This window comes from Humidesulfovibrio sp. (assembly GCF_031082295.1).
Lineage (GTDB): Bacteria > Desulfobacterota > Desulfovibrionia > Desulfovibrionales > Desulfovibrionaceae > Humidesulfovibrio.
Genome location: NZ_JAVHLD010000052.1, coordinates 1 through 12836, shown reverse-complemented (window position 1 = coordinate 12836; position 12836 = coordinate 1). Strand labels below are relative to the sequence as shown.

The 12836-nt window shown below is 65.8% G+C and carries 11 protein-coding genes; 6 read left to right on the top strand and 5 right to left on the bottom strand.

All coding sequences use genetic code 11. The features are described from left to right. Positions 1–281: 281 nt before the first annotated feature. From RDU24_RS15345 to RDU24_RS15325, 5 genes are all read right to left on the bottom strand, one after another. Positions 282–665 (bottom strand): hypothetical protein, encoded by a 384-nt coding sequence (locus RDU24_RS15345; RefSeq protein ID WP_308736656.1) that lies wholly within the window; start codon positions 663–665, stop codon positions 282–284. Positions 666–681: 16 nt separating this feature from the next. After that, entirely contained in the window at positions 682–1434 is a 753-nt protein-coding gene (locus RDU24_RS15340; RefSeq protein WP_308736655.1) for a 3'-5' exonuclease, read from the bottom strand. Position 1435: 1 nt separating this feature from the next. Continuing rightward, positions 1436–3358 carry a DUF294 nucleotidyltransferase-like domain-containing protein gene (locus RDU24_RS15335; RefSeq protein WP_308736654.1) on the bottom strand — a complete coding sequence of 641 codons (1923 nt, stop codon included), beginning with the start codon at positions 3356–3358 and terminating at the stop codon, positions 1436–1438. Between the two features lie 64 nt (positions 3359–3422). Continuing rightward, the gene (locus tag RDU24_RS15330) at positions 3423–5198 is read right to left on the bottom strand and encodes a sodium:solute symporter family protein (protein WP_308736653.1); all 1776 of its coding nucleotides are present in this window, start codon (positions 5196–5198) and stop codon (positions 3423–3425) included. A 42-nt stretch (positions 5199–5240) separates the two neighbouring features. Next, positions 5241–5492, bottom strand: a complete 252-nt coding sequence (locus RDU24_RS15325; protein WP_308736652.1) for a DUF4212 domain-containing protein — start codon at positions 5490–5492, stop codon at positions 5241–5243. Positions 5493–5808: 316 nt separating this feature from the next. Here RDU24_RS15325 and RDU24_RS15320 point away from each other — a divergent pair, with 316 nt between their 5' ends. The 6 genes from RDU24_RS15320 (at position 5809) to rpe (ending at position 12450) form a co-directional block, all read left to right on the top strand. Continuing rightward, positions 5809–7029, top strand: a complete 1221-nt coding sequence (locus RDU24_RS15320; protein WP_308736651.1) for an NAD(P)/FAD-dependent oxidoreductase — start codon at positions 5809–5811, stop codon at positions 7027–7029. Between the two features lie 197 nt (positions 7030–7226). Beyond that, positions 7227–7358, top strand: a complete 132-nt coding sequence (locus tag RDU24_RS15315) for a hypothetical protein (protein WP_308736650.1) — start codon at positions 7227–7229, stop codon at positions 7356–7358. Between the two features lie 25 nt (positions 7359–7383). Beyond that, positions 7384–9408, top strand: a complete 2025-nt coding sequence (tkt, locus tag RDU24_RS15310) for a transketolase (RefSeq protein ID WP_308736649.1) — start codon at positions 7384–7386, stop codon at positions 9406–9408. 51 nt (positions 9409–9459) lie between these two features. Beyond that, positions 9460–10635 carry a phosphoglycerate kinase gene (locus RDU24_RS15305; protein WP_308736648.1) on the top strand — a complete coding sequence of 392 codons (1176 nt, stop codon included), beginning with the start codon at positions 9460–9462 and terminating at the stop codon, positions 10633–10635. A gap of 45 nt (positions 10636–10680) precedes the next feature. After that, on the top strand, positions 10681–11745 hold the full coding sequence (fba, locus tag RDU24_RS15300) for a class II fructose-bisphosphate aldolase (protein WP_308736647.1): 1065 nt from the start codon (positions 10681–10683) through the stop codon (positions 11743–11745). A 36-nt stretch (positions 11746–11781) separates the two neighbouring features. Further along, positions 11782–12450 (top strand): ribulose-phosphate 3-epimerase, encoded by a 669-nt coding sequence (gene rpe / locus RDU24_RS15295; RefSeq protein WP_308736657.1) that lies wholly within the window; start codon positions 11782–11784, stop codon positions 12448–12450. The last annotated feature ends 386 nt before the right edge of the window (positions 12451–12836 follow it).

The following is a 12836-nucleotide window of genomic DNA, read 5'->3' as shown; positions in this document are numbered from 1 at the left end:
CTTCGCCGTCTCCTCGGAGTGCGGCTCGTAGCAGTTCTTGATGATCATCCTGGGGTTCGTACCACCCTGCCAGTTTCCCGTCTTCCTTGGCTCAGCGACCGACAAGACCCGGACTCAGGTTTTGGGGGCAGATCGCGCGGGAACCGCTGCAGTCGACACCCTCACGCGGGGTGCAGGCCTTGCCTCCCAATGTTCAGACTGGCCTGCGCCACCGACCGATACCGTCAATGCCCCACGCGGCACAGTCCGGCCTGGACGCCAGCTCCCCCTCGAGGCGCAACCTATGCCTGCGCTGATGCACCCGCCTCGTCTTTCATCTTGAGCTCTCGTTCGTAAAGCACTGCGGGGATAGCGAAGACCAGGTAGTTGACGAAGCTCAGGGCGAGCCTGAGAACGCCCGACTCCGGCGCGGCGCGATTAAGGAGAAAGACCGTCAGCAGGCCCAGGCCCAGGGTGGCCCGGTACACAAGCCGCCATGTCTGCGGTGTGTACAGCGTCTTGCCGAAGGCCAGGGCATGGCTGGCGCGCAGGCACAGGCCGAACAGCGCCAAGTCCGCCACGGCTTTGAGCGCGCCGTCGATGCTTGGCGAAAAGGCCAGAGCGAAACCCAGGTTGAGCACGGTGGCGACGTACATTATGGCCAAAAGAAAGAAGTACGGTTTCATCAAAGCTCCTTGTGCTTCACAATCCATAACTCTGGCTGCGCGCGGGGCGGTGCAGCTCTCGCAACGTGCGAATGCCCATGGCTCGCAGCTTCTGGGTCAGATAAATGAACAGGTAGGCGGTCTGCATGGCGTCGTGCATGGCGTCGTGCGAGGGGAACGCCGGCAGCCCGAGCCTCTTGGACAGGCTGCCGAGGGTGTAGGAGATGCTCTGGTCGAACTGGTCGCAATAGGCGCTTTGCAGGCGCCGTTGCCAGCTCATGGCCAGGAGCATGGTGTCCAGGCAGGGGTTGGCCGGGGCCTGCCCGTACAGCCGCTTGCAGGCCGCCGAAAGGAAGGACATGTCCAGCTCCACATAATGCCCCACCAGCAGCGTGCCGTTCAGGAAGGCCAGAAAATCGGGCAGCACCTGCGCCAGCGCCGGTGCCTGTCCGATGCGCTCCGGCGTGATGCGGTGGATGAGCGTGCTGAACTTGGGCAGGGGCATTTCCGGCTTCACCAGCACGTGAAAGCGCTCGCCCTGGATGATCTGCAGGTTCCTGATCCTGACCGCTCCGATGGAGACGATCTCGTCCTTTGCCGGGTTCAGCCCTGTCAGCTCGGTATCAAAGACCGTGAAGACGCAGTCTTCAAGCGGGAGGCTCTGGTCCAGCCCTCGGCAGGCCTCGTTGTTGACGGAAACGGGCGTGGCCGGGCCTGTGCTGGCCTTTTGCCCGAAGACCTGCCCAAACGTCTGCCCCCAAAGGCGCGACAGGCTGAAGGGGCTGCCCATGTCAGCCCATCTGGAGGCTGAAGGCCTCCTTGAGGTGGCTTTGCAGCGCCGTGGCCACGCCAAAGGCGTCGCGCAGGGTGCGCTTCTCCAGGGCCGTGAGCCGCGCCGGGTCGATGCGGTTGTTGGGCTCCAGGTTCCGGTCAAGCAGGTCCATCTGGTGCACAAGGCGCAGCTGCTGCAAAAACTCGAAGGCCTCCATGGCCTCCTGGGCCAGGTCGCCGGGCAGATGCTCCCCGGCCTTGAGCATGGCCAGACGCTCCAGGGTGCTGGTCTGCCGGATGCCGCTTCTCAGCGCCATGACCCGCGCGAAGTCCATGAAAGGCAGCAGCCCCCTGGCCTTTATGTCCAGGGTGTTCTTGTGCTCGCCGTTCTTCTCCACCACTATGTTCTTGAAGAAGGACAAGGGCGGCCGCGCCTGCATCGCGTCCTGGGCCATGTGCCGCAGAAAGATGTCGTTCTCAGCGCACCTGCCGGTGATGTGCGAGCGCAGTTCGTCGGCCAGGGACTTCTCGCCCGGCCCGGCCCGGAAGTCGAAGAAGATGGTGGAGTGCATGACCTCGCTCGGCTCCGGCGAGGAAATCCAGTGGTCAAAGGTCTGCTTCCAGGCCGAGAGGGATTTGCGCCATCTGGGGTTCGAGGCCATCATGTCGCCCGGGCAGCGCGGGAAGCCGCAGCGCGCAAGGTGTTCCACCGCGCGGGCGGTGAAGGCCTCGAAATACACCTCCGCGGCCCGCTCAAGATAGTCCACCGAGCAGTCGGCGTAGACCAGGGCGTTGTCCTGGTCCGTGGCGAAGGTCTGCTCCCTGCGGCCCTCGCTGCCCATGACCAGCCAGCAGAACTTCACGGGCGGCGGCCCCAGCTCCTTGAGCAGCAGCTCCAGCAGCCGCTGCAGCACCAGGTCGTTGATGATGGAGAGGATGCGGGTGATGTTGCCTGCGCGCGCGCCTTCCTCCACCAGGGTCCTGGCCACCCGGCAGGTCTTGGCCCGCATGGGGTATAGCCCCTCGATGGTGCTGCGGGTGCTGACCTCGCGGAACACGGCGAAGGGGGAGCGGCCTTGCAGCACCATGATGTCGTGGGAGGTGATGACCCCGATGATCTTCTCCCCGCTGGTGATGGCCAGATGGTGGATGTTCTTGCCCATCATGGCGATGAGGGCGTCGAAGCAGACGGCGGTCTCGGCGATGGTCTCAAGCGGCGCGGTCATGATGGTTTCGGCCGGAGCCTGCATGTCTATGCCTAGGGCCACGGCCTTTCGGATGTCCGTGTCGGTGATGATGCCGCACGCGGCGCCGGAGCTCCCCTGGATCAAAAGCGACCCCACGCTCTGGCGGAGCATTTCCCGGGCCGCGTTCTGGATGGTCAGGCCGAAGGGCACCATGGCCGGGGCGCGCTCGACCAGCGAACCGACCTGAAGGCTGAAAAGGTAGAGGTTCGACTCGTCCGGCGCCTCGCTGCTGCGCTGCCGGATCTCCGCGAAAGCCTTGGTGGTGAAGGTCTCGGACAGAGACTTGAGGAAATAGCGGGGAATGGCCGGGTTGGCCGCCACGGCCTCGAAAAAGGCGTCCCTGGGGATCTTGACGAAGAAGGTGTCCTCGACGGTCTCGGCGTCCAGGCCGGCCTTGGCGTTCTTGAACAGCGCCATGGCGCCCAGGCAGGCGCCCTCGCCCCGGTAGTCGGCAAGGCTGATGCGGCCGCTCTCGTCCTGGGCGAAGAGCTTGACCCCGCCCTTTTGGATGACGGACAGAGCGTCCACCTCGGTGATGTCGCGCCGGAACAGACGGACTCCGGCAGGCTGGAAGTCGATGACGCACTGGCGCACCAGGCGGTCGAGAGCGGTGGCGTCCAACTCCGAGAAAGGCAGGGTCGCCTGCAGAAACTCTCGTACAAGGTCGCGGTCGACGGGTGCGTTTTGCTCGGTCATGCATCCTTCTTAAGCACAACATGGCCGGGGAGGGAAGCCCTGCGGCCCCCTCCCCGGCAGGTTGCTAGTGTGCCGTGGCCTCGCCTGCGCCGCGCGGAATGCGCACGTTTTCCACCAGTTCCTGAATCTCCACAGGAGGAGGTGCGGTTGACAGGGAGACGATCACGGTCATGACCATGTTGATCAGCATGCCCACGGTGCCGATGCCCTCGGGGCTGATGCCCATGAACCAGGGGGCGACCCCCATGAACTTGGTCTGGATGATGTAGAGCATGGTGAAGCCGATGCCGCTGCTCATCCCCGCGATGGCGCCGTACTTGTTGGCGCGCTTCCAGAAGATGCCCAGCAGGATGACCGGGAAGAAGGACGACGCGGCCAGGCCGAAGGCCAGCGCCACCACCTGGGCCACGAAGCCCGGGGGATTGATGCCGAAGTACCCGGCCACCAGCACGGCCACGCCGATCATGACGCGGCCCAGCAGCAGCTGCTTCTTCTCTGAAGCCTGGCGGTCGATGATACGGTAGTAGAGGTCGTGGCTGATGGAAGAGGCCACCACAAGCAGCAGGCCCGAAGCCGTGGACAGGGCCGCGGCGAGGCCGCCAGCCGCCACCAGGGCGATGACCCAGGCCGGCAGGTTGGCGATTTCAGGGTTGGCCAGCACCATGATGTCGTTGTCCACGTAAAGCTCATTTTCACTGGCCGTCGGCTTGTTGGTGAGGACCATGCGGCCATCGGCGCCGGGGGCGGCGGCGAAGGTCGGCTTGCCAGCAAAGGCGGCTCCGGCGCGGTACTGGATGATGCCGTCGTTGTTCTTGTCCATCCAGGCGATGAGGCCGGTGCGCTCCCAGGTCTTGAACCAGCTGGGGGCCTCGGCGAGCGAGACGTTGTTCAGGCTCTTGACCATGTTGTAGCGGGCAAAGGCGCCCACGGCCGGAGCGGTGGTGTACAAAAGGGCGATGAACAGCAGGGCGTAGCCGGCGGAGAGGCGGGCGGCACGCACGCTGGGCACCGTGTAGAATCGCACGATCACGTGGGGCAGGCCGGCAGTGCCGACCATGAGGCACATGGTGATGGCGAACACGTCGAGCATGGGCTTCTGCCCCTTGCCGAAGGCCGTGGTGTAGGCCGCGAAGCCGAGATCCACGTTGATCTTGTCGAGAACCTGCAGCAGGTGCTGGCCCGCGTCCGGACCGCTGGCGATGGTGGAGCCAAAGCCGATCTGCGGGATGATGCTCCCCGTGACCTTCATGGAGATGGCAGCCGCCGGGATGGTGAAGGCCAGGATCAAGATCACGTACTGCGACACCTGGGTCCAGGTGATGCCCTTCATGCCGCCCAGACAGGCGTAGAGGAACACGATGACCATGCCGATGACAACGCCGGTGTTCACGTCCACTTCAAGGAAGCGGCTGAACACGATGCCAACGCCGCGCATCTGCCCGGCCACGTAGGTCATGGACACGAAGATGGCGCAGACGAGCGCCACCAGGCGGGCGCCATCGGAATAGTAGCGGTCTCCCACGAAGTCCGGCACGGTGAACTTGCCGAACTTGCGGAGGTAGGGCGCGAGAAGCAGCGCCAGCAGCACGTAGCCGCCGGTCCACCCCATGAGATAGATGCAGCCCTGGTAGCCGGAGAACGAGATGATGCCGGCCATGGAGATGAAGGAGGCGGCGCTCATCCAGTCCGCGGCGGTGGCCATGCCGTTGGCCAGAGGCGGAACGCCGCCCCCGGCCACGTAGAAACTTTTCGTGTCAGCCACCCGGGAGGCCCAGGCGATGCCGAGGTAGACGGAAAAGGTCAGACCCACGATGATATAGGTCCAGGTCATGATTGACATAAATGCTCCTTGTTCACACGCAGGCGGCAAGCGCCCAGCGGCCTATTCGTGCACGTCGAATTCTTTGTCCAGCTTCTGCATCAAGAAGTAGTAGGCAAAGATTAGGCACACGAAGATGTAGATCGACCCCTGCTGGGCAAACCAGAATCCCAATGGAAAACCGCCAAGTTGAAATGCATTCAACGGCTCTACCAGAAAGATGCTGAAGACATAGCCCACAAGTGCCCACACGGTGAGCAGCATCGCCATGTATCGCAGGTTCCTGCTCCAGTACTGTCTCATTTTGTCGTCCATAGTTCTCCTCCTTCATTAAAGTGGGCGCGCAACTCATCTCTACACGCCTGGGCAAGTGTTGTTTCTTCGAATCTGTAAATGGCACAATTATGGGGGTGAAAGAATTCCCTCTCCATTAGCGACGACCTGGGGCCGCTCGTCGGGGAGTCGGAACCGTTGACCGGCTGCTCCGGTGGGCGAAACTTCCACCGGACGCGGCATTTCCCGACTTGCGCAGGAGTTGGCGTCTGGACGGGACCGCCCTGCATGCATTAGATGTTGACTGCCTGGGCGCGGCCTCTGCCACGCCCCCACCTGAATCGGCCTGCGGTGCCCCATGCCAGACTTTGACGCGATCATCATCGGCGCCGGACCTGCTGGAAGCGCAACCGCCCTCCGGGCCGGGCGCGCCGGACTCAGGGTGCTGCTCCTCGACGCCAAGACCTTCCCGCGCGACAAGGTCTGCAGCGATTCGCTGTCCTCCGCGGTCATGGCCAATGTGCGCGACCTGGGGCTGGAGGACCGCCTCCTGGCGCTTGACCACGTGCCCGTGCGCGAGATCAGCTTCTTCGCGCCGGACGGGGTGACCGTCACCGTGCCCGTCCTCAAGCTCGACAGCCAGATGCGCGCCGCTGGGATGATCTGCCGCCGCGTGCTCTTCGACGAGATGCTCTTTGAGGCCGCGCGGGAGTTGGAAAACGTTACGGCCATGACCTGGTGCCGCGCTGCGGACATTCTTATTAAGGATGGGCGCGCCTGCGGCGTCACCGTCGACCGGGGCGGCGGCAGGCTGGAGACTTTCACTGCGCACGTGCTCGTCGGAGCCGATGGCGCCAACTCCTTCGTGGCCCGCAAGATGAACATGCCGCTCTACCCGGAGTATCGGATCATCGCCGCCCAGGCCTATTTTCGGCAGGTCATCGGCCTGCGCGGCCACGCCGAGATCCACTTTCCGGAGGAGACCCTGCCCGGCTACCTGTGGCTGCACCCGACGCGCACCAGCCAGACCAACGTGGGCCTCGCCCTGCCGCTGGAATCCTGGAAGGACAAGCGGCCGCGCCTGGAAAAGGTGCTGGAGCAGGCCCTGGCTTCGACCTCGTTGCGGGAGCGCTTCGCCTTCGCCGAGCAGATGGGCAGGACCCAGGTGCGCCTGCTGCCCGTGGGCAACACCCTGCGCGAAATCCACGGCGAGGGCTTCCTCCTGGTGGGCGACGCGGCCGGGCTGGCCACCCCGTGCAGCACCGAGGGCGTTGCCAATGCGCTGGTCTCGGCGCGCATCGCGGCGGAGGTGCTGACCCAGGCCTGCCGCGCCGGAGACGCCAGCGCGGACTCCCTGGTGTCCTACCCCGGCCAGCTCTGGCGCGAAATCGGCGACGCCCTGCAAATGTCGCGGCGGCTGCTGACCCTGCGCACCCCAAAGGCCATCGGCAGCCTGATCCGCAGCGCCTCGCGCCGGCCGCACAACGCGGGCTGGATCTCCGGCGTGCTCATCGGCTCGGCCCTGCCCTCCGAAGAGCTCAACGACCTGCTGTCCTACCTCAACTTCTTCAACCGCTAGCACCCGCCGTTGTGCCACATGCGGCCCAGCGGGCCGCGCCCTGCCCCAGAACCTGGGACACGGATGGCACACCGGCGCACGCATCTTCTTGCGAAAGGCCTAGTCATCATCCCACGATAATTGACGTTTTTGCGCACGCCCCGCTCTGGCATGAGACTTGATCTTCCCTTGCGACACAGGTTGCGAAGGAGGACGCCATGAAAGACTCGCTCAGACATTATCTCAACCCCCTGCACCTTTACTGCCGGCTCAAGCAGTGCGGCTTGCCCTCCAGGCCTGCCCTGCGTGTCTGTTCGCTCTACGAGCGGGTCTACACGCAGCTTCTGTAAACCGCTGACAACGTGCGAGGATGCCATGACAAATCGAAAGAAGCTTGCCAACGCCATTCGTGCCCTGACCATCGACGCCGTCCAGAAGGCCAATTCCGGGCATCCTGGTGCGCCGCTGGGCATGGCCGACATCGCCGAGGTGCTGTTCAACGACTTCATGCGCCACAACCCGTCCACCCCGGACTGGCCGAACCGCGACCGCTTCGTGCTCTCCAACGGGCACGGCTCCATGCTGCTCTATGCCATCCTGCATCTCAGCGGCTACAACCTGGGCATCGAGGACCTGAAGAGCTTCAGGCAGCTGGGTTCACGCACGCCGGGACACCCCGAGTACCGCGTCACCCCGGGCGTGGAATCGGCTTCCGGCCCGCTGGGACAGGGCATCGCCTGCGCCGTGGGCATGGCCGTGGCCGAGAAGGTGCTGGCGGCGCAGTTCAACCGGCGCGGCTTTGAGATTGTGAACCACCACACCTACGTCTTCATGGGCGACGGCTGCATGATGGAGGGGCTCTCGCACGAGGCGTGCTCCCTGGCCGGAACGCTCGGCCTGGGCAAGCTCGTGGCCTTCTACGACGACAACAACATCTCCATCGACGGCTGTGTGGACGGCTGGTTCGCGGACAACACCGCCCAGCGCTTCGAGGCCTACGGCTGGCACGTCGTTCCGGGTGTTGACGGCCACGACGCCAGGCAGATCAAAAAGGCCATCCGCGAGGCCAAAGGCGTGGCGGACAAGCCGAGCCTGATCATCTGCAAGACGGTCATCGGCCACGGCGCGCCGAACATCTGCGGCAGTTCCAAATGCCACGGCTCCCCCCTGGGCGAGGACGAGATCGCCTGCGCCAGGGCGCACATGGACTGGCCCCACGAACCGTTCGAGGTGCCGCAAGACGTCTACCAGGCCTGGGACGCCAACGAACGTGGGCGCAAGGCCGAGGACGCCTGGCAGAGCCTGTTCGTGCGCTACTCCCGCAAGCATCCTGATCTTGCCGGCGAGTTCTCGCGCCGGGTGGGCGGCGGCTTGCCCGCGGACTTCCAGCAGCGTGCGGAGTCCTTTGTGGACTCCGTGAACAAGAAGGCCGCCAGCGTGGCCACGCGCAAGGCCTCGCAGAACGCCATCGAGGGCCTGGCCCCCATGTTGCCGGAGCTCTTCGGCGGCTCCGCCGACCTGGCCTCGTCGAACCTGACGCGCTGGTCCGGCTCGACGCCGGTGTTCCCCGACTCCTGGCGCGGCAACTACCTGAACTATGGCGTGCGCGAGTTCGCCATGGCCGCCATGATGAACGGCATGGCCCTGCACGGCGGGTTCATCCCCTACGGCGGCACCTTTCTTGTGTTCTCCGACTACTCGCGCAGCGCCCTGCGCATGTCGGCCCTCATGGGGTTGCGGACCATCCACGTGCTGACCCACGATTCCATCGGCGTGGGCGAGGACGGCCCGACCCACCAGCCGGTGGAACACGTGGCCTCCCTGCGCCTCATCCCGAACATGAACGTTTGGCGGCCCTGCGACGCGGTTGAGACGGCCATCGCCTGGACCTGCGCCGTGGAGCGCACAAGCGGCCCCAGCGCGCTCATCTGCTCGCGACAGAACCTGCCGCACCAGCCGCGCACGGCCAAGACCCTGGCCAACGTCCACCGCGGCGGCTACGTCCTGCGCGACTGCGCCGGTCGGCCCGAGGCGCTGTTCCTGGCCACGGGAAGCGAGGTCGGGGTGGCGGTGGAGGCAGCCAAAACCCTGGAGGCCGAGGGCTTCCGGGTGCGGGTGGTCTCCATGCCCTGCCTGGAGATCTTCGACGCCCAGCCCCAGCGCTACCGCAGCGCGGTGCTGCCCGCGGGCGTGCCGGTGCTGCTGGCCGTGGAGGCCGGGTCCACGGCGGGCTGGCACAAGTATGTCGGCCTGCGGGGCAGGGTCATCGGGCTTGACCGTTTCGGCGAATCCGCGCCCGGCGAGACGCTCTTCGACCATTTCGGCATCACCGCCGGACATGTGGCGCAAGCCGCCAGGCAGATGCTCCACGAAAGGAAACAGAAGAAGCAGCCTGCGTGAGCAAAAGGCCTCTCGGCAGGCGAAACCGCACATAAAGCAAGGGGAAAGAGCATGAACGTCAAGACCATGTCCGACCAGAAGCTCAAGAACAGGCGGGTGCTCATCCGCATGGACCTGAACACCCCCCTCAAGGACGGCCGCGTGGCCAGCGACGCCCGTCTGCGGGCCGCCCTGCCGACCATCCGCCAGGCGCTGCACGCCGGTGCCGCGGTGATCCTCATGTCTCACCTGGGCCGCCCCCGCGAGGGCGCCTTTGACCCAGCCTATTCCATGCGCCCGGTGGCCGAGCGGCTGTCCTGGCTCTTGGGGCAAAACGTCCGGCTGCAGAGCGACTGGCTGGACGGGGTGGACCTGCGCCCTGGCGAGGTCTGCCTGGTGGAGAACGTTCGTTTCAACCCCGGCGAGAAGGCCAACGACCCGGAACTCGGGCGGCGCATGGCCCGGCTCTGCGACGTGTTCGTCATGGACGCCTTCGGCACCGCCCACCGCGCCCACGCCTCCACCCACGCCGTGGCGGGGTACGCCCCCATCGCCTGCGCCGGGCCGCTCCTGACGCGCGAGCTGCGCACCCTGGGCCAAGCCATGCGCGCCCCGGCCCGGCCGGTGACGGCCATCGTGGGCGGCTCCAAGGTCTCCACCAAGCTGACCATGCTGCACGCCCTGCTGGGCCGGGTTGATCGGCTCATCCTCGGCGGCGGCATCGCCAACAGCTTTTTGGCGGCCTCTGGCCGGGCCATCGGCGCGTCGCTGCACGAACCGGAGCTTCTGGACGAGGCCCGCGACATCCTGCGCGAGGCCAGGCTGGCCGGGGTGGACATCCCCCTGCCCGAAGACATGCTTTGCGCCACCTCCTTCTCCGAGCACGCCACCCCCCGCGAGCGCGACGCCGGTGACGTTGCCGGAGACGAGATGATTCTGGACATCGGCAGCAAGACCTCGCGCAAGTATGCCGAGATCCTGCGCGACTCCGCCACCATCTTCTGGAACGGGCCGGTGGGCGTGTTCGAGTTCGAGAGCTTCGGCCAGGGCACCAGGGCCATCTCCCAGGCCGTGGCCGACAGCCCCGCCTACTCCATCGCGGGCGGCGGCGACACGCTGGCGGCCATCGACAAGTACGGCGTGGCCGGGAACATCTCCTACATCTCCACCGGCGGCGGGGCGTTCATGGAGTTCATGGAGGGCAAGAAGCTGCCCGCCCTGGCAGCCCTGGAAGAACGCGCCCTCTAGAGCCGACCCGCATCCCGTCAACGAAAACAGCCCCTGGAGGACTCCATGGCCCTGATCTCCCTTCGCCAGCTTCTGGACCACGCCGCCGAGCATTCCTTCGGCGTGCCCGCCTTCAACGTGAACAACATGGAGCAGGTGCGCGCCATCATGGAGGCGGCGCACGAGGTGGACAGCCCGGTCATCCTGCAAAGCTCCGCCGGCGCACGCAAATACGCCGGGGCCACCTTCCTGCGCCACCTTGTGCTGGCCGCCCTCGAGGAATGGCCGCACATCCCGCTCTGCCTGCACCAGGACCACGGCTCGTCGCCGGGCGTGTGCGCCCAATCCATCCAGGCTGGGTTCTCCTCGGTGATGATGGACGGCTCGCTCCGCGAGGACGCCAAGACCCCGGCGGACTACGCCTACAACGTCGAAGTCACGCGCAAGGTCTGCGACATGGCCCACGCCTGCGGCGTGTCTGTCGAGGGCGAGCTCGGCGTGCTGGGTTCGCTGGAGACCGCCACGGCGGGCAAGGAGGACGGGGTCGGGGCCGAGGGCACGCTCACCCGGGAGCAGATGCTCACCGACCCGGACCAGGCCGCGGACTTCGTGCGCAAGACCGGCGTGGACGCCCTGGCCATCGCCATCGGCACCAGCCACGGGGCCTACAAGTTCAAGAAGCCGCCCACCGGCGAGGTGCTGGCGATCAGCCGCGTGCGAGAGATCCACCGGCGCATCCCGAACACGCACCTGGTCATGCACGGCTCATCCTCCGTGCCCCAGGAATGGCTGGCCATCATCAACGAATTCGGCGGCGAGTTGCCCCAAACCTATGGCGTGCCGGTGCAGGAGATCCAGGAGGGCATCAAGAACGGCGTGCGCAAGGTGAACATCGACACCGACCTGCGCCTGGCCGCCACCGGAGCCGTGCGCCGGTTCGTTGCCGAGAACCCGGCGGACTTCGACCCGCGCAAGTTCCTGGCCGCGGCAACCAGCGCCATGCGCGACGTCTGCCGCGAGCGCTTCCGGGCCTTCGGCTCAGCCGGACACGGCTCGGCCCTGCGCCCGCGTTCCCTGGAGGACATGGCCGCCCGCTACGCCAAGCACCTCTATGGCGCGCCCGTCACCTAGCAACCCAAGGAGATCGCCATGAACACCCGCCAGGACATGATCCTCTCGCCCTCGCTCCTGTCCTCGGACTTCAGCCGCCTCGCCGATGAACTGGCCGCCCTGGAGGCCGCAGGCCTCAAGTGGGTGCACTGGGACGTGATGGACGGAGCCTTCGTGCCGAACATCACCTTCGGAGCGCCGGTCATCAAGGCCTGCCGCAAGAAGAGCGGCCTGTTCTTCGACGTGCACCTGATGATCGACAATCCTGGCCGCTACGTCGGGGAGTTCGCGCGGGCCGGGGCCGACCTGATCTGCGTCCACGCGGAGGCCGAGACGCACCTGGAGCGCACCGTGAGCCTTATCCGCACCTGCGGTGCCAAGGCCGCCGTGGCGCTCAATCCGCACACGCCGCTCGACGTGGTCGAGTACCTCCTGCCGCAGCTCGACATGGTGCTGGTCATGAGCGTGAACCCGGGCTTCGGCGGGCAGTCCTTCATCCCCTTCTCCACCGACAAGGTGCGCAGGCTCAAGTCCATGATCGACGCCTGCGGCAGCGCGGCGCTCATCCAGGTGGACGGCGGCGTGAGCCTGGCCAACACGCGGGAGCTGGTCCAGGCCGGGGCCGACGTGCTGGTTTCAGGTTCGGCCTTCTTTGGCGCACCGCCCCTGGACGAGCGATTGCGGCTCTTCCAGGCGGCCGCCAGGGGGGAGGATGTCGGCAGCTGAATCCCACGAACGGAAGCTCAGTACCGGTGAATGGGCAGATTTTCGGCGCGGACGCGAATCCGTTGGCCCGGGACGGATTTCGCCTCGCGCTGTCTGAAATTAAAAACTTATAATTCAGCAACTTGACAGCCTTGTGCCGACGGGCGCCGCCACGCGCTGCCATTCATCCCTGGCCCTGGGCCGTTGATGGAATTCTCCTGGCCGTGGAGGTTAATCCGGGTATGGTCTGTCCAACCGTCCGGCCAGCCGGACGCTGCCCGCACCGGCGGCAACGGCCAATGGCGCGCGGGACAAGGAGAGCAGGATCATGGCTATGAAAGTAGGCGTCACCAAAGTAGGCATCAACGGTTTTGGCCGCATCGGCCGCTACCTGACCCGGCTTCTGG

Bases quoted from the DNA above. Each gene is read 5' to 3' on its own strand.
- RDU24_RS15345 (WP_308736656.1), bottom strand. From the start codon at position 665: ATGAAACCGTACTTCTTTCTTTTGGCCATAATGTACGTCGCCACCGTG.
- RDU24_RS15340 (WP_308736655.1), bottom strand. From the start codon at position 1,434: ATGGGCAGCCCCTTCAGCCTGTCGCGCCTTTGGGGGCAGACGTTTGGG.
- RDU24_RS15335 (WP_308736654.1), bottom strand. From the start codon at position 3,358: ATGACCGAGCAAAACGCACCCGTCGACCGCGACCTTGTACGAGAGTTT.
- RDU24_RS15330 (WP_308736653.1), bottom strand. From the start codon at position 5,198: ATGTCAATCATGACCTGGACCTATATCATCGTGGGTCTGACCTTTTCC.
- RDU24_RS15325 (WP_308736652.1), bottom strand. From the start codon at position 5,492: ATGGACGACAAAATGAGACAGTACTGGAGCAGGAACCTGCGATACATG.
- RDU24_RS15320 (WP_308736651.1), top strand. From the start codon at position 5,809: ATGCCAGACTTTGACGCGATCATCATCGGCGCCGGACCTGCTGGAAGC.
- RDU24_RS15315 (WP_308736650.1), top strand. From the start codon at position 7,227: ATGAAAGACTCGCTCAGACATTATCTCAACCCCCTGCACCTTTACTGC.
- tkt (WP_308736649.1), top strand. From the start codon at position 7,384: ATGACAAATCGAAAGAAGCTTGCCAACGCCATTCGTGCCCTGACCATC.
- RDU24_RS15305 (WP_308736648.1), top strand. From the start codon at position 9,460: ATGAACGTCAAGACCATGTCCGACCAGAAGCTCAAGAACAGGCGGGTG.
- fba (WP_308736647.1), top strand. From the start codon at position 10,681: ATGGCCCTGATCTCCCTTCGCCAGCTTCTGGACCACGCCGCCGAGCAT.
- rpe (WP_308736657.1), top strand. From the start codon at position 11,782: ATGATCCTCTCGCCCTCGCTCCTGTCCTCGGACTTCAGCCGCCTCGCC.